Source organism: Salinibacillus aidingensis (genome assembly GCF_055393355.1).
On the sequence record NZ_AP043759.1, the window covers coordinates 239,371 to 260,113 of the forward strand.

The 20,743-nt window shown below is 43.6% G+C and carries 15 protein-coding genes, 14 tRNA genes and 3 rRNA genes; 26 read left to right on the forward strand and 6 right to left on the reverse strand.

Annotated features, from left to right (window positions below):
- The first annotated feature begins 53 nt into the window (after nucleotides 1–53).
- The 22 genes from ACZ5OK_RS01400 (at nucleotide 54) to tsaD (ending at nucleotide 10,754) form a co-directional block, all read left to right on the forward strand.
- Nucleotides 54–128, forward strand: a tRNA-Asn gene (locus ACZ5OK_RS01400).
- Between the two features lie 2 nt (nucleotides 129–130).
- Nucleotides 131–221, forward strand: a tRNA-Ser gene (locus ACZ5OK_RS01405).
- Nucleotides 222–226: 5 nt separating this feature from the next.
- A tRNA-Glu gene (locus ACZ5OK_RS01410) sits at nucleotides 227–298 on the forward strand.
- 31 nt (nucleotides 299–329) lie between these two features.
- A tRNA-Asp gene (locus ACZ5OK_RS01415) sits at nucleotides 330–406 on the forward strand.
- A 10-nt stretch (nucleotides 407–416) separates the two neighbouring features.
- Nucleotides 417–491: transfer RNA gene (locus ACZ5OK_RS01420), tRNA-Gln, on the forward strand.
- Between the two features lie 213 nt (nucleotides 492–704).
- A tRNA-Lys gene (locus tag ACZ5OK_RS01425) sits at nucleotides 705–777 on the forward strand.
- A gap of 113 nt (nucleotides 778–890) precedes the next feature.
- Nucleotides 891–975 (forward strand) — tRNA-Leu (locus ACZ5OK_RS01430).
- A gap of 9 nt (nucleotides 976–984) precedes the next feature.
- Nucleotides 985–1,071, forward strand: a tRNA-Leu gene (locus ACZ5OK_RS01435).
- A gap of 67 nt (nucleotides 1,072–1,138) precedes the next feature.
- A tRNA-Arg gene (locus ACZ5OK_RS01440) sits at nucleotides 1,139–1,215 on the forward strand.
- Nucleotides 1,216–1,222: 7 nt separating this feature from the next.
- Nucleotides 1,223–1,299, forward strand: a tRNA-Pro gene (locus ACZ5OK_RS01445).
- Between the two features lie 15 nt (nucleotides 1,300–1,314).
- Nucleotides 1,315–1,388, forward strand: a tRNA-Gly gene (locus tag ACZ5OK_RS01450).
- Nucleotides 1,389–1,393: 5 nt separating this feature from the next.
- Nucleotides 1,394–1,470: transfer RNA gene (locus ACZ5OK_RS01455), tRNA-Ile, on the forward strand.
- A gap of 141 nt (nucleotides 1,471–1,611) precedes the next feature.
- Nucleotides 1,612–3,175 (forward strand): 16S ribosomal RNA (locus tag ACZ5OK_RS01460).
- A 157-nt stretch (nucleotides 3,176–3,332) separates the two neighbouring features.
- Nucleotides 3,333–6,262: ribosomal RNA gene (locus tag ACZ5OK_RS01465) — 23S ribosomal RNA — on the forward strand.
- Between the two features lie 282 nt (nucleotides 6,263–6,544).
- Nucleotides 6,545–6,660: ribosomal RNA gene (gene rrf / locus ACZ5OK_RS01470) — 5S ribosomal RNA — on the forward strand.
- The 16S, 23S and 5S rRNA genes sit together here with 14 tRNA genes alongside, the layout of an rRNA operon.
- A gap of 39 nt (nucleotides 6,661–6,699) precedes the next feature.
- Nucleotides 6,700–6,776: transfer RNA gene (locus ACZ5OK_RS01475), tRNA-Met, on the forward strand.
- A gap of 75 nt (nucleotides 6,777–6,851) precedes the next feature.
- Nucleotides 6,852–6,928, forward strand: a tRNA-Asp gene (locus tag ACZ5OK_RS01480).
- Between the two features lie 201 nt (nucleotides 6,929–7,129).
- Nucleotides 7,130–8,095, forward strand: coding sequence for a thiamine-phosphate kinase (thiL, locus tag ACZ5OK_RS01485; protein ID WP_343841537.1), 966 nt, complete (start codon nucleotides 7,130–7,132; stop codon nucleotides 8,093–8,095).
- 14 nt (nucleotides 8,096–8,109) lie between these two features.
- Complete coding sequence (gene tsaE / locus ACZ5OK_RS01490) at nucleotides 8,110–8,565, forward strand: tRNA (adenosine(37)-N6)-threonylcarbamoyltransferase complex ATPase subunit type 1 TsaE (protein ID WP_343841540.1); 456 nt, start codon at nucleotides 8,110–8,112, stop codon at nucleotides 8,563–8,565.
- Nucleotides 8,562–9,269, forward strand: a complete 708-nt coding sequence (tsaB, locus tag ACZ5OK_RS01495; RefSeq protein WP_343841542.1) for a tRNA (adenosine(37)-N6)-threonylcarbamoyltransferase complex dimerization subunit type 1 TsaB — start codon at nucleotides 8,562–8,564, stop codon at nucleotides 9,267–9,269. The genes tsaE and tsaB overlap by 4 nt, the downstream gene beginning before the upstream one ends.
- Entirely contained in the window at nucleotides 9,262–9,708 is a 447-nt protein-coding gene (gene rimI, locus ACZ5OK_RS01500) for a ribosomal protein S18-alanine N-acetyltransferase (protein WP_343841543.1), read from the forward strand. Before tsaB ends, rimI begins: the two co-directional genes overlap by 8 nt.
- A complete protein-coding gene (gene tsaD, locus ACZ5OK_RS01505) occupies nucleotides 9,705–10,754 on the forward strand; it encodes a tRNA (adenosine(37)-N6)-threonylcarbamoyltransferase complex transferase subunit TsaD (protein WP_343841545.1) in 1,050 nt (349 codons plus the stop codon). Before rimI ends, tsaD begins: the two co-directional genes overlap by 4 nt.
- Before the next feature lie 340 nt (nucleotides 10,755–11,094).
- Here tsaD and ACZ5OK_RS01510 read toward each other — a convergent pair whose 3' ends face one another.
- Nucleotides 11,095–13,026 (reverse strand): ABC-F family ATP-binding cassette domain-containing protein, encoded by a 1,932-nt coding sequence (locus ACZ5OK_RS01510; protein ID WP_343841546.1) that lies wholly within the window; start codon nucleotides 13,024–13,026, stop codon nucleotides 11,095–11,097.
- Between the two features lie 141 nt (nucleotides 13,027–13,167).
- Between ACZ5OK_RS01510 and ACZ5OK_RS01515 the strand changes: the two genes are divergently transcribed.
- Nucleotides 13,168–13,833 (forward strand): redox-sensing transcriptional repressor Rex, encoded by a 666-nt coding sequence (locus tag ACZ5OK_RS01515; protein WP_343841547.1) that lies wholly within the window; start codon nucleotides 13,168–13,170, stop codon nucleotides 13,831–13,833.
- A 194-nt stretch (nucleotides 13,834–14,027) separates the two neighbouring features.
- On the opposite strand, the gene ACZ5OK_RS01520 is transcribed toward ACZ5OK_RS01515, so the two are convergent.
- Nucleotides 14,028–14,237, reverse strand: a complete 210-nt coding sequence (locus ACZ5OK_RS01520; RefSeq protein ID WP_343841549.1) for a YdiK family protein — start codon at nucleotides 14,235–14,237, stop codon at nucleotides 14,028–14,030.
- Nucleotides 14,238–14,243: 6 nt separating this feature from the next.
- The gene (locus tag ACZ5OK_RS01525) at nucleotides 14,244–14,951 is read right to left on the reverse strand and encodes a CPBP family intramembrane glutamic endopeptidase (RefSeq protein WP_343841550.1); all 708 of its coding nucleotides are present in this window, start codon (nucleotides 14,949–14,951) and stop codon (nucleotides 14,244–14,246) included.
- A gap of 386 nt (nucleotides 14,952–15,337) precedes the next feature.
- Here ACZ5OK_RS01525 and groES point away from each other — a divergent pair, with 386 nt between their 5' ends.
- Entirely contained in the window at nucleotides 15,338–15,622 is a 285-nt protein-coding gene (gene groES, locus ACZ5OK_RS01530) for a co-chaperone GroES (RefSeq protein WP_044164095.1), read from the forward strand.
- Between the two features lie 61 nt (nucleotides 15,623–15,683).
- Entirely contained in the window at nucleotides 15,684–17,318 is a 1,635-nt protein-coding gene (groL, locus tag ACZ5OK_RS01535; protein WP_343841553.1) for a chaperonin GroEL, read from the forward strand.
- Nucleotides 17,319–17,400: 82 nt separating this feature from the next.
- On the opposite strand, the gene ACZ5OK_RS01540 is transcribed toward groL, so the two are convergent.
- The gene (locus ACZ5OK_RS01540; protein WP_343841556.1) at nucleotides 17,401–18,612 is read right to left on the reverse strand and encodes a site-specific integrase; all 1,212 of its coding nucleotides are present in this window, start codon (nucleotides 18,610–18,612) and stop codon (nucleotides 17,401–17,403) included.
- A 191-nt stretch (nucleotides 18,613–18,803) separates the two neighbouring features.
- Here ACZ5OK_RS01540 and ACZ5OK_RS01545 point away from each other — a divergent pair, with 191 nt between their 5' ends.
- The gene (locus tag ACZ5OK_RS01545; protein ID WP_343841558.1) at nucleotides 18,804–19,016 is read left to right on the forward strand and encodes a hypothetical protein; all 213 of its coding nucleotides are present in this window, start codon (nucleotides 18,804–18,806) and stop codon (nucleotides 19,014–19,016) included.
- Nucleotides 19,017–19,121: 105 nt separating this feature from the next.
- Here the strand turns inward: ACZ5OK_RS01545 and ACZ5OK_RS01550 are convergent, their stop codons facing one another.
- A complete protein-coding gene (locus ACZ5OK_RS01550; protein WP_343841560.1) occupies nucleotides 19,122–20,315 on the reverse strand; it encodes a site-specific integrase in 1,194 nt (397 codons plus the stop codon).
- A 100-nt stretch (nucleotides 20,316–20,415) separates the two neighbouring features.
- On the reverse strand, nucleotides 20,416–20,652 hold the full coding sequence (locus tag ACZ5OK_RS01555) for a helix-turn-helix domain-containing protein (protein ID WP_343841562.1): 237 nt from the start codon (nucleotides 20,650–20,652) through the stop codon (nucleotides 20,416–20,418).
- Nucleotides 20,653–20,743 lie beyond the last annotated feature (91 nt).

Sequence of the window (20,743 nt, forward strand, 5' to 3'; positions counted from 1 at the left end):
GAAACGTTGTATTATGTTTAACGTCGTGATAATGACATTACATTTTAAAACATTCCACCGTAGCTCAGTGGTAGAGCAATCGGCTGTTAACCGATCGGTCGTAGGTTCGAATCCTACCGGTGGAGCCAGTGGAGAAGTACTCAAGTGGCTGAAGAGGCGCCCCTGCTAAGGGTGTAGGTCGCGTAAGCGGCGCGAGGGTTCAAATCCCTCCTTCTCCGCCATTTATGGCCCGTTGGTCAAGTGGTTAAGACACCGCCCTTTCACGGCGGTAACACGGGTTCGAATCCCGTACGGGTCATTTTCTCTTTTTATTGTAAATAAAGCTTATAGGTCCGGTAGTTCAGCTGGTTAGAATGCCTGCCTGTCACGCAGGAGGTCGCGGGTTCGAGTCCCGTCCGGACCGCCATTATAATTGTTGGGCCATAGCCAAGCGGTAAGGCAACGGGTTTTGATCTCGTGATGCGCTGGTTCGAATCCAGCTGGCCCAGCCATTTTTTATTTTGCAATAAAATAGCAGAAAGAGTTAAGACATTACTAAATACGAGCCATTAGCTCAGTTGGTAGAGCACGAACGAATAGGCTTCAAAGCAACACATCAGCGTACTGATCGAGAAGCATCCAGAATCATCTTGCTGAGATTAGGACGTCGTAGATGCATAATGTACGAAGATCCTTATCAAGACGAACCACTCAATTATAAATACGAGCCATTAGCTCAGTTGGTAGAGCATCTGACTTTTAATCAGAGGGTCGGAGGTTCGAATCCTCCATGGCTCATCAAGGAAGTTGTGGTAGGATTCTCACTTGCGGTTCCCCTTGCTTTTATTTTATAGAAGAAGGAAGTAAGGACTAGCCAAAGGCGTCGGAATCCTCCATGGCTCACCATCCTCGCGGGTGTGGCGGAATTGGCAGACGCGCTAGATTTAGGATCTAGTGTCTTTCGACATGGGGGTTCGACTCCCTCCACCCGCACCATTTTATTTTGCGGTCGTGGCGGAACGGCAGACGCGCTAGGTTGAGGGCCTAGTGGGGGTTTACCCCGTGGAGGTTCAAATCCTCTCGACCGCACCAAAAAGATTTAAAAAAACTTCTTGCAAAGATATTGTGGTTGTGTTATAATAAATCTTGTCGCAAAAAAGCGCCCGTAGCTCAATTGGATAGAGCGTCTGACTACGGATCAGAAGGTTAGGGGTTCGACTCCTCTCGGGCGCACCATTCGACCCGGGAAGTAGCTCAGCTTGGTAGAGCACATGGTTTGGGACCATGGGGTCGCAGGTTCGAATCCTGTCTTCCCGACCAGTAAAAATCAAATATGCGGGTGTAGTTTAGTGGTAAAACCTCAGCCTTCCAAGCTGATGTCGTGGGTTCGATTCCCATCACCCGCTCCATAATGGGGCCTGTAGCTCAGTCGGTTAGAGCGCACGCCTGATAAGCGTGAGGTCGGTGGTTCAAGTCCACTCAGGCCCACCATTAAAAATTACTATTTCGAACCTTGAAAACTGAACAAAACAACCAGTACGTCAATTCGCTATTTAAATAGCATTGATTTATGAGTGACAGGAAAACTTGTTTCTCAGTAATAGTTGAGCACTTTATGTGCGATGACAACATTTATTGGAGAGTTTGATCCTGGCTCAGGACGAACGCTGGCGGCGTGCCTAATACATGCAAGTCGAGCGCGTGAAACAAGTTGATTCCTTCGGGATGAAACTTGTGGAACGAGCGGCGGACGGGTGAGTAACACGTGGGCAACCTGCCTGTAAGATCGGGATAACTCCGGGAAACCGGGGCTAATACCGGATAACACCTCCGACTGCATGGTCGGAAGTTGAAAGACGGCTTTTATGCTGTCACTTACAGATGGGCCCGCGGCGCATTAGCTAGTTGGTGAGGTAAGAGCTCACCAAGGCAACGATGCGTAGCCGACCTGAGAGGGTGATCGGCCACACTGGGACTGAGACACGGCCCAGACTCCTACGGGAGGCAGCAGTAGGGAATCTTCCGCAATGGACGAAAGTCTGACGGAGCAACGCCGCGTGAGTGATGAAGGTCTTCGGATCGTAAAGCTCTGTTGTCAGGGAAGAACAAGTACAAGAGGAACTGCTTGTACCTTGACGGTACCTGACCAGAAAGCCACGGCTAACTACGTGCCAGCAGCCGCGGTAATACGTAGGTGGCAAGCGTTGTCCGGAATTATTGGGCGTAAAGCGCGCGCAGGCGGTTTCTTAAGTCTGATGTGAAAGCCCACGGCTTAACCGTGGAGGGTCATTGGAAACTGGGAGGCTTGAGTGCAGGAGAGGAGAGTGGAATTCCACGTGTAGCGGTGAAATGCGTAGATATGTGGAGGAACACCAGTGGCGAAGGCGACTCTCTGGCCTGTAACTGACGCTGAGGCGCGAAAGCGTGGGGAGCGAACAGGATTAGATACCCTGGTAGTCCACGCCGTAAACGTTGAGTGCTAGGTGTTAGGGGGTTTCCGCCCCTTAGTGCTGAAGTTAACGCATTAAGCACTCCGCCTGGGGAGTACGGCCGCAAGGCTGAAACTCAAAGGAATTGACGGGGGCCCGCACAAGCGGTGGAGCATGTGGTTTAATTCGAAGCAACGCGAAGAACCTTACCAGGTCTTGACATCCTCTGCTACCTCTAGAGATAGAGGGTTCCCTTCGGGGACAGAGTGACAGGTGGTGCATGGTTGTCGTCAGCTCGTGTCGTGAGATGTTGGGTTAAGTCCCGCAACGAGCGCAACCCTTGACCTTAGTTGCCAGCATTAAGTTGGGCACTCTAGGGTGACTGCCGGTGACAAACCGGAGGAAGGTGGGGATGACGTCAAATCATCATGCCCCTTATGACCTGGGCTACACACGTGCTACAATGGATGGTACAAAGGGCAGCGAAGCCGCGAGGTGAAGCTAATCCCATAAAACCATTCTCAGTTCGGATTGCAGGCTGCAACTCGCCTGTATGAAGCCGGAATCGCTAGTAATCGCGGATCAGCATGCCGCGGTGAATACGTTCCCGGGCCTTGTACACACCGCCCGTCACACCACGAGAGTTGGCAACACCCGAAGTCGGTGGGGTAACCTTTTGGAGCCAGCCGCCTAAGGTGGGGCCAATGATTGGGGTGAAGTCGTAACAAGGTAGCCGTATCGGAAGGTGCGGCTGGATCACCTCCTTTCTAAGGAAGATAAGGTCACTTCGTGACCAAAAAAGAGCGTACTCGGTTGTTTTGTTTAGTTTTGAAGGATCGAAGGATTCTTCAAATAGCACCTTGAAAACTAGATAAGAAAGCAATCAAGAGCAGACAACGGACAATGATGTCCGTGTGCGTTATAAGTTAAGTGAATAAGAGCGCACGGTGAATGCCTTGGCACTAGGAGCCGATGAAGGACGGGACAAACACCGATATGCTTCGGGGAGCTGTAAGTAAGCTTTGATCCGGAGATTTCCGAATGGGGAAACCCGCTGTCCGTAATGGGGCAGTATCCTTATCTGAATCCATAGGGTAAGGAAGGTAACCCGGGGAACTGAAACATCTCAGTACCCGGAGGAAGAGAAAGCAAACGCGATTTCCTAAGTAGCGGCGAGCGAACGGGAAACAGCCCAAACCAGAAGGCTTGCCTTCTGGGGTTGTAGGACACTCCATACGGAGTTACCAAGAAATCAGGTAGATGAAACGGTCTGGAAAGACCTGCCGAAGAAGGTAACAGCCCTGTAATTCAAACCTGGTTTCCTCCGGAGTGGATCCTGAGTACGGCGGAACACGTGAAATTCCGTCGGAATCCGGGAGGACCATCTCCCAAGGCTAAATACTCCCTAGTGACCGATAGCGAACCAGTACCGTGAGGGAAAGGTGAAAAGCACCCCGGGAGGGGAGTGAAAGAGAACCTGAAACCGTGTGCTTACAAGTAGTTGGAGCCCGTTAATGGGTGACAGCGTGCCTTTTGTAGAATGAACCGGCGAGTTTCGATTTCATGCAAGGTTAAGCAGAAGATGTGGAGCCGCAGCGAAAGCGAGTCTGAACAGGGCGTATGAGTATGAGGTCGCAGACCCGAAACCGTGTGACCTACCCATGTCCAGGGTGAAGGTAAGGTAACACTTACTGGAGGCCCGAACCCACGTACGTTGAAAAGTGCGGGGATGAGGTGTGGGTAGCGGTGAAATGCCAATCGAACACGGAGATAGCTGGTTCTCTCCGAAATAGCTTTAGGGCTAGCCTCAAGAATCGAGTTTTGGAGGTAGAGCACTGATTGGACTAGGGGCCCTCATCGGGTTACCGAATTCAGTCAAACTCCGAATGCCAACAACTTGAGCTTGGGAGTCAGACTATGGGTGATAAGGTTCATAGTCGAGAGGGAAACAGCCCAGACCGCCAGCTAAGGTCCCTAAGTATACGTTAAGTGGAAAAGGATGTGGAGTTGCTTAGACAACCAGGATGTTGGCTTAGAAGCAGCCATCATTTAAAGAGTGCGTAATAGCTCACTGGTCGAGTGACTCTGCGCCGAAAATATACCGGGGCTAAACGTATCACCGAAGCTGCGGATTGTACCGTTGGTACAATGGTAGGAGAGCGTTCTAAGCGCAGCGAAGTCCGATCGGAAGAACGGGTGGAGCGCTTAGAAGTGAGAATGCCGGTATGAGTAGCGAAAGACAAGTGAGAATCTTGTCCACCGAAAGCCTAAGGTTTCCTGAGGAAGGCTCGTCCGCTCAGGGTTAGTCGGGACCTAAGCCGAGGCCGAAAGGCGTAGGCGATGGAAAACAGGTTGACATTCCTGTACCACCTTTCATCCGTTTGAGCAATGGGGTGACGCAGGAGGATAGGGAAGCGTGCTGATGGATATGCACGTCCAAGCAGTGAGAGTGATGAGCAGGCAAATCCGTTCATCGTAAGCTCGGGCTGTGATGGGGAGGGAAATAGAGTACCGAAGTTCCTGATTTCACACTGCCAAGAAAAGCCTCTCGTGAGGATGAGGGTGCCCGTACCGCAAACCGACACAGGTAGGCGAGGAGAGAATCCTAAGGTGAGCGGGATAACTCTCGTTAAGGAACTCGGCAAAATGACCCCGTAACTTCGGGAGAAGGGGTGCTCGTTCAGGCTTCGGTCTGGATGAGCCGCAGTGAAAAGGCCCAAGCGACTGTTTATCAAAAACACAGGTCTCTGCGAAGCCGAAAGGCGAAGTATAGGGGCTGACACCTGCCCGGTGCTGGAAGGTTAAGAGGATGAGTTAGCCCTTTGGGCGAAGCTCTGAATCGAAGCCCCAGTAAACGGCGGCCGTAACTATAACGGTCCTAAGGTAGCGAAATTCCTTGTCGGGTAAGTTCCGACCCGCACGAAAGGTGCAACGACTTGGGCACTGTCTCAACGAGAGACCCGGTGAAATTATACTATGCGTGAAGATGCGCATTACCCGCGACAGGACGGAAAGACCCCGTGGAGCTTTACTGTAGCCTGATATTGAATGTTGGTACAGCTTGTACAGGATAGGTGGGAGCCATCGAAACCGGAGCGCTAGCTTCGGTGGAGGCGCTGGTGGGATACCACCCTGGCTGTACGGACATTCTAACCCAGAACCGTGATCCGGTTCGGAGACAGTGTCAGGTGGGCAGTTTGACTGGGGCGGTCGCCTCCTAAAGAGTAACGGAGGCGCCCAAAGGTTCCCTCAGAATGGTTGGAAATCATTCGCAGAGTGTAAAGGCAGAAGGGAGCTTGACTGCGAGACCTACAAGTCGAGCAGGGACGAAAGTCGGGCTTAGTGATCCGGCGGTACCGAATGGAAGGGCCGTCGCTCAACGGATAAAAGCTACCCCGGGGATAACAGGCTTATCTCCCCCAAGAGTCCACATCGACGGGGAGGTTTGGCACCTCGATGTCGGCTCATCGCATCCTGGGGCTGTAGTCGGTCCCAAGGGTTGGGCTGTTCGCCCATTAAAGCGGTACGCGAGCTGGGTTCAGAACGTCGTGAGACAGTTCGGTCCCTATCCGTCGTGGGCGTTGGAAATTTGAGAGGAGCTGTCCTTAGTACGAGAGGACCGGGATGGACACACCGCTGGTGTACCAGTTGTTCCGCCAGGAGCACGGCTGGGTAGCTACGTGTGGAAGGGATAAGTGCTGAAAGCATCTAAGCATGAAGCCCCCCTCAAGATGAGATTTCCCATCATTTTAAATGAGTAAGATTCCTCAGAGACGATGAGGTAGATAGGTCCGAGGTGGAAGCGTGGTGACACGTGCAGCTGACGGATACTAATCAATCGAGGACTTAACTTATACGAAAAGCGTAGGCGAGCGCTTAGGTACGACTGCATAAGCAGAAGACACGGAGTGACATGTTTTTGCCACGGAATGGCTTTGGCTTATATCAGCCTGGACCTAGGAGCCGGTGCTGGACGACACGAAAAGCGCAGGCGGACTAACAAACCAATGTCTGCTCACATGATTGCCTTTCTTATCTAGTTTTGAAGGTGCTAGTCACCTGAAATGAATAATGATAAGGAAGTTCTGCTAAGAGCACTCATGTCATATGAGCAAAGCAGAACGACCATGCCAAAGTCCAGTGGTGATGGCGGAGAGGTCACACCTGTTCCCATTCCGAACACAGTAGTTAAGCTCTCCAGCGCCGATGGTAGTTGGGGTTCTTCCCCTGCGAGAGTAGGACGTTGCTGGGCTTGGGTTAAAATATTATAGTTGTGATTTCACAACACTATCGCGGGGTGGAGCAGTCTGGTAGCTCGTCGGGCTCATAACCCGAAGGTCGCAAGTTCAAATCTTGCCCCCGCAACCAAAATACTTATCCAAACTACATTGATAATCTTCAATGCGAGATGAAATTAGTAGTGCCCTTTAGGGTGCAACCAATGGTCCGGTAGTTCAGCTGGTTAGAATGCCTGCCTGTCACGCAGGAGGTCGCGGGTTCGAGTCCCGTCCGGACCGCCATTAATTAAAAATATAATTACATAAAAACTTACGTATACACAAACCTTAGGATAATCCTAAGGTTTTTATAATGCAATATGAACTATTGTTTCTGTACGTCGTTTACATAATAAAGTCGTCTGTCTCATGTTTGTCTTTTGGAATCCTTCCCTTTTCTGCTATTATAAGGATTAAAAGGTTGCTTTTAAGGAGACTTTGAAAATGGATGAGTTTTCATTTATTGATTCCATCATGCAGAAATATTATCGCCAGTCTTCTATTATTAAAGGTATAGGAGACGATGCTGCTGTTGTCCGGCCTGTAAATGGGTTTGATATGATTACAGCTTCGGATACAATGGTAGAAGATATCCACTTTCGTTTAGCTACCATGACCCCCTATCATATTGGTTACAGAGTATTAGCTGCTAATATAAGTGATTTGGCAGCAATGGGGTGTGATCCGGCTTATTACATGGTTTCTATTGTGATTCCAAAAGACTGGTCGAAACAGCAGCTGCAAGAAATATATGCAGGTATGCAGGATCATGCCCGGGAGCATCAAATGGATTTAATCGGGGGTGATACTGTTTCAGGTCATCAGTTTGTGGTAACCGTGACGGTTTATGGATATGTTCCAAAGGGTTACGCAAGATACAGAAGCCAGGCTCGCGAGGGTGATTATGTATTTGCCACAGGATACCTTGGTGATTCAGCATATGGCCTTCATTTATTACTGGAACGGGGTAAAAGCACAGATAACCCATTTATCAAGCGACATCAAATGCCGCAGCCAAGGGTTCCCTTTGCTCAGGCCCTGCAGCCTTTAAAGCGGGTATGTTTAAATGATATCAGTGATGGAATTGCCAGTGAAGCCAATGAAATAGCTCAGGCTTCGGGGATCGACATTGAGATAAACTTTGGAGACCTGCCTGTACGGCCGGAAATTAAGGACCATACATTGAAAGACCACAAAAAATGGGTGCTCTCGGGTGGAGAGGATTTTGAATTGCTTGGTACAGTTTCAGAAGATGATTGGCCAAGGATACAGGCCGCGGCTGAACAGACGAACACTAAGGTGACTAAAATTGGAACAGTCAAACCATCAACAGAAAATCCTTGTGTAATTTTATGCTCAGATGGACGCAGAGAGAAACTGTCTAAGTCGGGCTATGTTCATTTACAATGAGATAGGTGATATACATGAATCCGTATCAAATTCGTTCAAAAAGTGCCGATGAGACCATGGCATTTGCCAGCCGTTTAGCAAAACAATTACAGCCTGGTGACGTGATTACATTAGAAGGAAACCTTGGAGCCGGGAAAACAACTTTTACCAAAGGATTGGCAAAAGGTCTTAATATTAAACGAACGGTCAATAGCCCTACTTTTACTATTATAAAAGAGTATGAGGGTGTTTATCCTTTATATCATATTGATGCTTATCGATTAGAGGATCATGAAGAGGATTTGGGTTTTGATGAATATTTTGAGGGTGATGGAATAACCGTTGTTGAGTGGGCGAAATTTATTAAAGAGGAATTACCAGAAGAGTATATCAACATTCAGATTCGTTATACAGAGGATGATGGGAGAGTCATTGAGTTAAATCCCATAGGAGAAAGATTTGAAAAACTGTGCAGGGAGTTAGTGGAATGAAGGTACTAGCAATGGACACATCCAATCAGGTGATGAGTGTCGCCGTATTGGACAATCAGCAAATAGTTGCCGAAATCACAACGAATGTGAAGCGTAATCATTCTGTACGTCTGATGCCGGCCATCGATGAAGCTATGAAAGAGGCAAAAATGACTCCAGCTGATCTTGATCAAATTGTGGTTGCACACGGTCCTGGTTCGTTTACTGGAGTGAGAATAGGAGTAACAACAGCGAAATCCCTCGCTTACAGCTTGAATATTCCAATTATTGCTGTATCCAGCCTGGAAATGGCAGCATTTAATGGCTTGTATTTTAACGGGAGGATATGCTCCTTTTTTGATGCTAGACGAGGTCGAGTGTACGCAGGCCTGTACAAAAATGAAAATCGTCAGTTAACAGCTGTCAGAGATGAAGAAAATGTTTTATTTACGGATTGGCTGGAGGACTTAAAGAAGCAGGATGAACCCATTTTATTTATCAGCAATGATTTGCATATACATAAAGACAATATTAAAGCTGTATTGGGGGAACAAGCGGAATTTCCGCCAGACTTTTTAGCAGTGCCACGGGCATCAGCACTGGCTCAAATAGCCCAAACGAAAGCAGCAGAAGATGTACATGCTTTGACTCCGAATTATTTGAGGCTGGCTGAGGCTGAGGCGAAATGGTTAGAAAAAAATCAGGAGAAGAGAAGCCATGAGTGATGTCTCGATTCGACCAATGAGGATAAGTGATCTTCATCAGATCATAAACATTGAGCAAAAAACCTTTAATACTCCATGGGATGAAGGCTCCTTTAAGAGTGAATTGGAGCAGAACAAATTTGCACATTATTATGTGATAGAAGATGAGGGAATTCCCTTTGGCTACTGTGGTTTGTGGGTGGTGTATGAATCTGCGCAAATTACAAACATTGCTATTTTACCGGAATACAGAGGGAATAACTATGGGCAGGAGCTTTTTTCATATGCATTGGATGAGGCGCGGGCCCTTCAAGCACGTGAAATGTCACTGGAGGTACGAACCTCCAATATTATTGCACAGAAAATGTATCGGAAGTTTGGCTTTGTTCCAGTAGGGATTCGAAAAAATTATTATATTGATAATCATGAAGACGCAATTGTAATGTGGGTGAAATTATGAGCGAAAATGAGCATCAGTTAATTCTTGCAATTGAAACTAGCTGTGATGAGACAGCCATGGCCATTATTAAAGATGGACGTGAAGTATTATCGAATGTTGTGGCCTCGCAAATTGAAAGCCATAAGAGATTTGGCGGTGTTGTACCGGAAATTGCTTCACGTCACCATATTGAACAGATTACCGTCGTACTCGAAGAAACCCTGAAGCAGGCAGGTATTACTATGGATGACGTGGATGCCATTGCGGTAACAGAAGGACCGGGGCTTGTAGGGGCATTGCTAATAGGAGTGTCTGCAGCTAAATCCTTGGCGTTTGCTCATCAAAAGCCGCTGATTGGAGTCCATCACATTGCCGGTCATATTTACGCGAATCGACTATTAAAAGAATTTGAATTTCCTTTACTATCTTTGGTCGTATCAGGGGGTCACACTGAGCTGATTTTAATGGACGAGCATGGACAATTTGAAGTCATTGGGGAAACCCGGGATGATGCAGCGGGTGAAGCTTACGATAAAGTAGCAAAGACCTTGAATCTGCCTTATCCTGGAGGTCCTCAAATCGATCGTCTGGCGCAGGAAGGAGAAGAGCGATTCCCTTTTACAAGAGCCCTAATTAATGAGGACACCTATGACTTCAGCTTTAGTGGGTTAAAAACAGCCGTAATGAATACGCTCCATAATGCACAGCAAAGAGGGGAAGAGGTCTCTTCAGCGGATATGGCAGCGAGCTTCCAGGCGAGTGTGGTGGATGTGTTAGTGACAAAGACCTATCGTGCAGTGAAAGAGTATGGGGTGGAGCAATTAATTGTAGCTGGAGGCGTTGCTGCAAATCAGGGTCTTCGGAAAGCACTCCATGAAAAATTCACCAATGAGGATGTTGAGGTTTTAATTCCGCCCCTGCATTTATGTACAGATAATGCAGCTATGATTGGGGCGGCTGCCAGTATTGCCTACGAGCAAGGTCATCGGGCAGGGCTTGATTTAAATGCGAATCCCTCTTTAAGTATTGAAAAATATAGGAAGCGTTCCACTGTAACAAAAGGATAAACAAAACAGGATATTGATAAACAAAAGCCGGTACCAGATTAAGGCATGGTATCGGCTTTTGTTTATCACGCATTAACTGGCCGTAATACCCCCCCACTGATGGAAGCTTACTTTATCCACAAATAAAATCTGGTGATGTGAATAGAATCGACAAAATTCGATGATAGCAGTCCTGTGGATGTGAGTAAAAATTGTGGATAACCGAGCATAAAGCTGTGGATAATGTGGGTAAGTCCATTCAGTGGGCATATTGTCACGTGTTATATGTGCATAAGTCTGTGAATAACTGTTGATAACTACAATATAGGTAAAAAGGAGCTGAACAAAAGTCGTTCAGCTCCTAAATATCCGCCAGCTTCTCCTGAAGATTCGTCCATTCTTCCATCAGTTCATCCAGTTTGGCGCTCATCTGTTCATTTTCGTTTGTTAAGTCCTGCAATTTTCCATGATCCTTTAAGAATTCCGGCTGTACCATGTGCTGCTCATTTTCCTCTATCTTACCTTCTAATTCATGAATTTGACCCTCCAGCTCTTCCACACGTCGTTCCAGCTTTCTGATTTCCCGTTTTTGTGCTTTATCCTGCAGGAACTGGTTTTTGTCTTCCTGTGAATGAGTGGTTTCATCTTGAGCAGCGTTAAGCTCTTCAATTTCTTTCTCTTCCTGTTTTTTCATGAGGTAGTAATCGTAATCGCCTAAATAAAGGTTCGTTCCCTCTTCTGACATTTCTACAATTTTGGTTGCAATCCGGTTAATAAAATAGCGGTCATGTGAAACAAACAGAATCGTGCCTGGGAAGTCCATTAAGGCTGCTTCAAGCACTTCCTTACTATCCAGATCCAGATGGTTTGTCGGCTCGTCCATGATTAAGAAGTTCGCCTTTTGCAGCATTAATTTTGCCAGAACCAGACGTGCCTTCTCACCACCACTCAGGGAAGGGATTGTTTTTAACACATCGTCTCCTGAAAACAGGAAATTTCCTAAAACGGTCCGGATTTCTTTTTCAGGTTTTAGCGGATATTCATCCCACAATTCATCAAGAACGGTTTTGTTACTGGAAAGATTGGTCTGTTCCTGATCATAATAACCAATTTGAACATTGGTTCCGTAAGCAATGTTCCCATGGTGCGGATTCAGCTGCCCGATAATCGTTTTAAGCAAAGTAGATTTCCCGATTCCATTAGGTCCGACTAACCCGATGCGATCCTCGCGATGTATGCTGAGATTGACATGCTGAAAAATGTCAGGTTTATCCGGATGATAGCGGAACGATAAATCTTCAAGCTTTAACACATCATTTCCGCTTTGACGTTCAATTTCAAAGGAAAATTTGGCGGATTGATTTTCGAGCATTGGTTTGTCCATAAGCTCCATTTTTTCAAGCTTTTTCCGTCGGCTCTGGGCGCGTTTTGTAGTGGATGCCCTTACAATATTTTTCTGGATAAAATCCTCTAACCTTTTGACTTCAGCCTGCTGTTTTTCGTACTGTTTTACATTTTGCTCATAATCCTTGGCTTTTTGCACAAGGTAGTCACTGTAGTTTCCTGTATATCGATTGGATGTCTGAAAGGAAATCTCATAGACTACGTTTACCGTTTTATCCAAAAAGTAACGATCGTGGGAAACAATGACAACTGCACCCTGATAATTCTGCAGATATTGCTCAAGCCAATTAAGGGTTCCGATATCCAGGTGGTTGGTAGGTTCGTCCAAAATGAGGATATCAGGTTTAGATAAAAGCAGCTTACCGAGAGCAAGCCTTGTTTTCTGTCCACCGCTCAGTTCACTGATGGATGTATCCACATTGGAAAACTGCAATCCGTTGAGGACGGCTTTTATATCCGCTTCATATTCAAAGCCGCCAAGCCGCCTGAATTCCTCCTGTTCTGCATCATAACTTTCAAGAATCTCTTCGTAAGTGGAATGGTCCTCCAAAAGATCTGGATCAGCCATTTGTTCTTCCAGTTTTCTGAGCTCCTTTTCTCTTTGTTTGAGCTCGGAAAAAACCTGTTCCATCTCTTCCCATATCGTTAATGATGACTCCAGTCCGGTGTTTTGAGCCAAATAGCCGATGCTGGTATCCCTCGGCCTGATCATTTCGCCCTTATCGTACGTGTATTCTCCGGACATAATTTTAAGCAAGGTGGATTTTCCTGCTCCATTTCGTCCTACGATGGCAATCCTGTCCTGGCTATGTACTTCTAATTTAATATTCGATAAAATAAGGTCAGCGCCAAAATATTTTTCTATATTATTTAACTGCATTAATATCATTTTTTATTCACCTCAACTTGGTTAAGTGTATCTTATCATTAAGCAGGATAGCAAGATATAGAAAAACTTCGTGAAGTGGGGAATATTTCTTCAACTCAGGAAATGTCTATTTTTCATTATAGTATAAGTAGGGGGATGAGTATGGCGAATCATGATCAGCACAAAATACCGCAGGCAACAGCGAAAAGGCTTCCACTATATTATCGTTTTATCAGTAACCTCCATAATCAGGGGAAATCCCGTGTTTCCTCAAAGGAATTAAGTGAGGCGGTTAAAGTAGATTCAGCAACCATACGTCGAGATTTTTCTTATTTTGGAGCTTTGGGAAAAAAGGGATATGGCTACAACATTAATTATTTGCTTTCCTTTTTCAGAGAGGCGCTGGAGCAGGATATTTTTACGAAAGTAGCCCTAATCGGAGTGGGAAATTTAGGAACAGCTTTTTTAAATTATAATTTCACCAAAAATAATAATACGAAAATCGAGATGGCCTTTGATGCCGCTCCTGAGAAAGTAGGAACCAGGGTTGGGGGAGTTCCGGTTTATCATATTGATGAGATGGAGAAAAAAATCGGTTCTGATATTAATATAGCTATTCTGACTGTACCGGCACAGTCTGCACAACCGATTACCGATCGCGTTGTAAATTGTGGAGTGGAGGGCATTTTAAACTTTACGCCCGCCCGTATTACGGTTCCACCTCAAATACGCATTCATCATATTGATTTATCCATTGAACTGCAATCGCTGGCTTATTTCTTAAAGCACTATCCATTGGAGGAAGACATAACAGAGGATCCTCATTAATACATAACTCCCCTTGTTTCGAAAAGGCAAGGGGAGCTTCTTTATCACGTATTAACTGGCCGTAATACCCCCACTTCAAGTTTTGAGGGTAACCCAACAAGACTAAGGGGGATAAACGGCCAGTAAAAACCTGACAAGTTCAACTAACCATCAGTGGGGATGGAGAAAACCCCCCCACTGATGGAAGTTTCACTTTATTTGTTATTATTATTTTTTGAGTTCTTAATTTTTATATGAAGATTGATTAAGCGAACGGCAACAGCAAAATCAAAGGTTGCCACTACAGCCAGAATAATGGTAGTGAAGTTCCATAAGGTTTCCTCAACACTCTGGGCTGCAATATACGTAAATAGAATCCCCATAAACAAGTACAGGGTGGACATAAATAATGGTGATGCTCTCATAAATGTTTAGCCTCCGATTAAGATAGTCTGGAGCTCTTCCAGTTGTTTCTGATATCTTTCCAGGTCTTCTTCTGTTACTAAATAATTGATGATAAAAACGAACGTGTTAATGGAGATATGTGTAAGGATTGGTACAAGGATCGTTTTTGTTTTGACATATAGAAAAGCAAAAACCATACCAACAGATGTATAGATTAACATATGCTCAGGCTCTCCATGTAGTATTCCGAAAATCAGGGCAGAAATAATGGCAGCAATAAAAAAGTTATATTTTTGATAAATGGAACCAAAAATCACTTTTCTGAAGATCACTTCTTCCAATATAGGGGCCAAAATAGCCGTTACAATCAGAAATAACGGAAAGCTTTTTGCTATATTCACTAAATCAGCCGTATTTTCTGAGCCAGGCTGAATACCGACGGCCATCTCAATATAGGCAGCTAAATAATTGGCAAACAGGACAAAGAAAAATCCGCCAATCACCCATAAAATGATTCGACCGGCTTGAAAGGAACGCTGATTTCGCGCCTTTTGCATATCGGTTTTTAATAATCGCAGAACAATAATTGTCATGATAGGGAAGATGATGATGGACCATATGCCGGGGATATCTTCCCTCGGGACCCCGAAACTGCGTAACAGTGGTCCCCCGATGATTCCCGATAGTTGTCCAATAGCATAAGTTAAAATAACATACCAGTATCTTCTAGGCAATTAAGACGACTCCTTCTCCGTAAATTCCTTTATGAAATTCTCTATAAACAGAATATATTTTCAAAGGTTTAAACATATTCTTTCATGGATACTCTAAAGTAGAGTTTTTCATATTTCGATCATACATTAAAATGATTTGTAACCAGCACGTTTTACCGTTTACCCTTATCCTTGTCCATATTTACGCAGGATTTTTGGGTTGTATGTATATCGTTTTAATGAATGGAACTCTTTACTTATTATAAACGAAAAATTCATAAGAAAAAAATCATTTCATTTACTTGCAAAGTGGAAGGAAATTCATTATTATAATAATTGGAATTAGCACTCACTGAAAAAGAGTGCTAACAATATCAAAATAAAAGAATTTGAGGAGGGTATCTGATATGTTAAAGCCGCTAGGTGATCGTGTTGTCATTGAAGTTGTCGAGCAGGAAGAAACAACTTCAAGCGGAATTGTACTTCCAGATTCTGCAAAAGAAAAACCACAAGAAGGAAAAGTAGTAGCTGTTGGTTCCGGTCGAGTAACCGACAATGGTGAACGTGTTGCACCTGAGGTTGCTGAAGGAAACATTGTTGTCTACTCAAAATATGCGGGAACAGAAGTGAAATATGAAGGTAATGAATACTTAATTCTTCGTGAAAGTGATATTTTGGCTGTCATCGGCTAATATCACGGAGGAACGTTTGAAATATCATAACCTATTTAAAATATAAGGAGGGCATCTATTCATGGCTAAAGAGATTAAATTTAGTGAAGACGCTCGTCGCGCAATGCTTCGCGGAGTAGATTCATTAGCAAATGCAGTAAAAGTTACTCTTGGACCAAAAGGACGTAACGTTGTTTTAGATAAGAAATTCGGATCTCCATTGATTACAAACGACGGTGTAACCATTGCAAAAGAAATTGAACTTGAAGATCATTTCGAAAACATGGGTGCACAGCTTGTATCTGAAGTAGCATCCAAAACAAACGACGTAGCTGGTGACGGTACAACAACGGCAACAGTACTTGCACAGGCAATGATTCAGGAAGGACTTAAAAACGTGGCTTCCGGAGCAAACCCTGTAGGTGTACGTCGTGGTATTGAACAAGCGGTTGAAGTTGCTACAGAGGAACTTAGAAAGATTTCCAACCCAATCGAGGGAAGAGAATCGATTTCTCAGGTAGCTTCCATTTCTTCCGGCGATGATAAAGTGGGTCAATTAATCGCAGAAGCCATGGAGCGTGTAGGTAACGACGGTGTTATCACTGTTGAGGAATCCAAAGGCTTCAACACTGAGCTTGAAGTTGTAGAAGGTATGCAGTTTGACCGTGGATATGCATCTCCATACATGGTAACCGACCAGGATAAAATGGTTGCTGAACTGGAAGATCCATATATCCTCATTACAGATAAGAAGATTTCAAACATTCAAGAGGTCCTTCCTGTATTAGAGCAGGTTGTACAGCAAAGCAAGCCAGTTCTTATCATTGCTGAAGATGTTGAAGGTGAAGCTCTTGCAACTTTAGTTGTGAACAAGCTTCGTGGAACATTCAACGCTGTAGCGGTTAAAGCTCCAGGCTTCGGTGATCGTCGTAAAGCTATGCTAGAAGATATTGCAACGCTAACTGGTGGTACTGTAATCACAGAAGACCTTGGCTTTGATCTGAAGAGTGCTTCCATTGAACACCTAGGTCGTGCTTCTAAAGTTGTTGTTACAAAAGAAGATACAACTGTTGTTGAAGGTGCAGGGAATGCCGACGATATTTCTGCACGTGTAAACCAGATTCGTGCTCAATTAGAAGAAACAACTTCTGAATTCGATAAAGAAAAACTGCAAGAGCGTCTGGCTAAGCTTGGCGGCGGTGTAGCTGTAGTTAAAGTTGGTGCGGCTACTGAAACGGAATTGAAAGAGCGTAAACTGCGCATTGAAGATGCCTTGAACTCTACTCGTGCAGCAGTAGAAGAAGGTATTGTAGCTGGTGGTGGAACAGCTCTTGTGAACATCTACAATAAAGTAGCTGAGCTTGATCTTACGGATGACGAGGCAACAGGTGCCAGCATCCTGCTTCGCGCACTTGAAGAGCCCGTACGTCAAATTGCTCACAATGCCGGCCTTGAAGGCTCTGTAGTCGTCGAACGCCTGAAGAATGAAGAAGTAGGCATCGGCTTCAACGCTGCCAATGGCGAGTGGGTAAACATGATCGATGCAGGTATCGTAGACCCTACAAAAGTTACCCGTTCAGCACTGCAAAACGCAGCATCTGTAGCAGCGATGTTCTTAACTACAGAAGCAGTTGTCGCTGACCTTCCAGAAGAAGACAATGGCGGCGGCGCAGCACCTGACATGGGTGGCATGGGCGGAATGGGCGGCATGATGTAATAAGCCGTTCCAACCCTTGATATGAGTGGGTTTTTAAGTAAGATGAGAGTGAAATGCTCACATTTTGCTCACATTGAGGATATTAACGGAGGCTTCTCATTAGTTCACTGAACTTTTGAGAGGCTTCTTTTTTCATTTCTTGGGTTACATGGAGATACACATTTTTGGTAATTTGATCGTCTGTATGACCGAGCCGATCCATAATTTGTTCGAGTGAGACACCTGCCTCAGCAAGAAGTGACGTATGAGTGTGTCTTAAACTATGAGGAGTCAATTCTTCCTTTAGGCCAGCTATTCTAAGCAGCCTTTTCATACGGTCTCGAACGTTTTTTATCACAATCGGATAACCAAACTGTCGCTCCATCTTTGCAAAGATAAAATCTTTGTTGTAATAGTCGTCACCTAATCGCTTTATTACTTGATTTTGATCTTCCTTGTGATCTTGTAAAGCTTGAATAACACCTTCATCTACTACAATTTTACGCCTTGATTTTCGGGTTTTCGGTGTGACTAATTGGTACTCCACGGCATTATTATTTGGATTATAATACGTCTTGGTAATACTTATCGTGTGGTTTAAGAAATCGACATCCTTCCACTTGAGAGCAACTAATTCTCCAACTCTAATACCAGTATAGGCTAGAATTAAAAACGCCAAATAATCATGTTCCAGCCCATTTTGTTTTGCGGTTTCTAAAAACAAGGCAAGCTCTTCTTTTTCAAGATACTTTGGTCCTTCTTCTTCCTCTAATTGTTCAATCGTTTTCTTGTCTTTTTTAACATAAGCGAATTCAGTCGGATCTTTCTTAATTAGATCCATTTCTAATGCTTTTCGAAAAATCATTCTTGCCGTTCGATTGATCCCCTCCCTTGTGCTAACAGATAACCCTTGATCTTTTAAATCATTGAGAGCATCTTGATACATTTTTCTTGTAATGTCTCTTAATTTTAATTGAGCAAAGTAGGGTAACACTTTTCCAATTTCATGGAGACGGACTCGAATTGTTCCGGGCTTTACATCTTTTGACTCACTGTAGATGGGAAGCCACTCAATTGCAAAGTCGCTGAAGGTTTTATCTGTTTCCTCTAAATATGTTCCTTCGTTTAGTTCATGGATTAGAGTAGCAACAGCTTCTTCAGCTTCCTGCTTCGTGTTAAACCCGCTTTTAACTTTTTGTCTTCTTTTACCGGTAACTGGATCGATTCCAATATCAACGGTAAAAGCCCACTTTGCACCACAAGAGCATTTTTTCTTTTTGCACTTACATCCTCTTCTGTAAAAATATCCTTTCATTTCATTAAAAAACCTCACTTTCTTTGTTATTTTGTTACAAAAATTCATTATTCCCATTTTGGTCACGGATAATCGTTTCGTTAGGCTAGAGAGAAGGATTGTTTTTTAATTTTTAACTTTTTGGTAAGGTTTTTTCAGAGGTGTGTTAAACTAATAAAACATATAAACATTTAAGTATAGGAGGAAGGGGAATGAAGTTTATTTATTTTAACGATACTGGAAGAAGGGTGGCAGTACATCCAGCGACATTCTCGGATGGGTGTATTGGATCAAGAGAACCTATCCAACCGTTGGAACAAAGGCTGTTCGAACTTCCAGATGGTACATTTCCTATGGTTAAAATGTGGGATAATGGGGAGATAGGTCTGAGTATTTTAATAACTCCTATGAAAGAAGCTGAATAAATTATTGTTACATTGGCTGAAAATACTTTCGGTTACCGAAGAATATAAAATTTATAATTATGTATTTGAAAGCGAAATGTTAACATTTTGCTTTCAACTTTAATATTACTTACCTCGTATAAAATCGCCAAATTTATCAGAAGCATCTTTTTTCATCTCAGGAGTTATGTGAAGATATACCTTCCTAGTTACATCATCATCATGATGGCCTAATCGATCCATAATTTCTTCTAGATCCACTCCAGCTTGGGCAAGTAGTGATGTATGAGTGTGGCGAAGTGAATGTGGTGTAAGATTTACATTTAGTTCTGCCTTCTTTAATAATCTCTCCATTCTGTTTTTAACAAACTTTTTTAATACAGGGTAGCCGGGATATTTTCTAAAGTTTGCAAATATAAATCCCATGTCAGTGTATGAATCTCCTAAATGCGAGATTAATTTATCTTGCTCTTCCTTATGTTTTTTTAGAGTTATAATTACACTTTCGTCTACCGTGATTTTACGACGAGATTTTAGTGTTTTCGGTGGAACCAGTTTATATTTCAAGGTATTATTCTTCTTGTTGTAATACGTTTTAGTAATTCGGATTGTACAATTTTCAAAATCTATATCCTTCCACTTGAGAGCAACTAATTCCCCTATACGCATACCAGTAAAGGAAAATGTAGTGAATATGGCTTCATCCATATAAAGTCCTTTTTCTTTAATAGTATCCAGAAATAAAAGAAGTTCCTCTTTTTCAAAGTAGTTCGGGAGTTCTTCTTCATCATCCTCAATTACTTTTTGTTCATCCTTTTGGATACTAGCATATATTGTGGGATTTTCAGTGATTAATTTTTTCCTCATTGCATATTTAAAAATCATTTTTCCGGTGGTATGAATGCCTTCTAACGTACTTCTAGATAAATTTTTCCTTTTTAAATCATCCAATGCTTCTTGATACATACTATCTGTAATGTCCTTTAGCTTTAGATAAGCAAAGTAAGGCATTAATTTTTTGATACTATATCGCCTATTGTCTAAAGTTCCGGGCTTAGGTGCGTTTCTGTGAATGTAATGGGTTAACCATTCTTCGGTAAAATCTTTAAATGTAGTCTCGTCTTCTTCGACTTGATCTCCTTCTAAAAAGGCTATTGCAGCCATTTGAGCTTCCTGTTTTGTGTTGAAATTCCCCTTAGATTTCTGACGCCTCTTGCCAGTTTCAGGATGAACCCCATTATCAATAACAAAAGTCCATTTGCAAGTGCATACCTCCATATCATCACACTTGCACCCTCTTTTTTTAAAATGTCCTTTCATAATTTTTTATCCTCTCTATATTATTATTTATTAAAATTTAATGAAGGAAGAGGGCTAAGTTTCATGTATTAATTATTCCTACTCTTCCTCCCTAAAACTTTTATAATTTAAAGTTTGTTTTTTCTTCTTTTCTCCTAACTATCCATTGCTTAAAATCTTCTTTTTGAACTCTTTTTGTTATACCAATGGAGAAGTACGGAATTCCCCCATGCTCAACAGGTAATTTGAATAATTCATAAACTCTTCTTCTTGAGATAATTAGGAAATCTGCAATTTGCTGAGCAGTTATAGTATCTGGTAATGACTCCCAAGTGGTATATTCTTTTTTTCTAGCCATAAAAAGTCCTCCTAAATAATTAGTTATTAAACTTGTTGTTACATATTTGAATAAATTAATTTAAATTTCCTTTTGTAGAATTTACCGATTA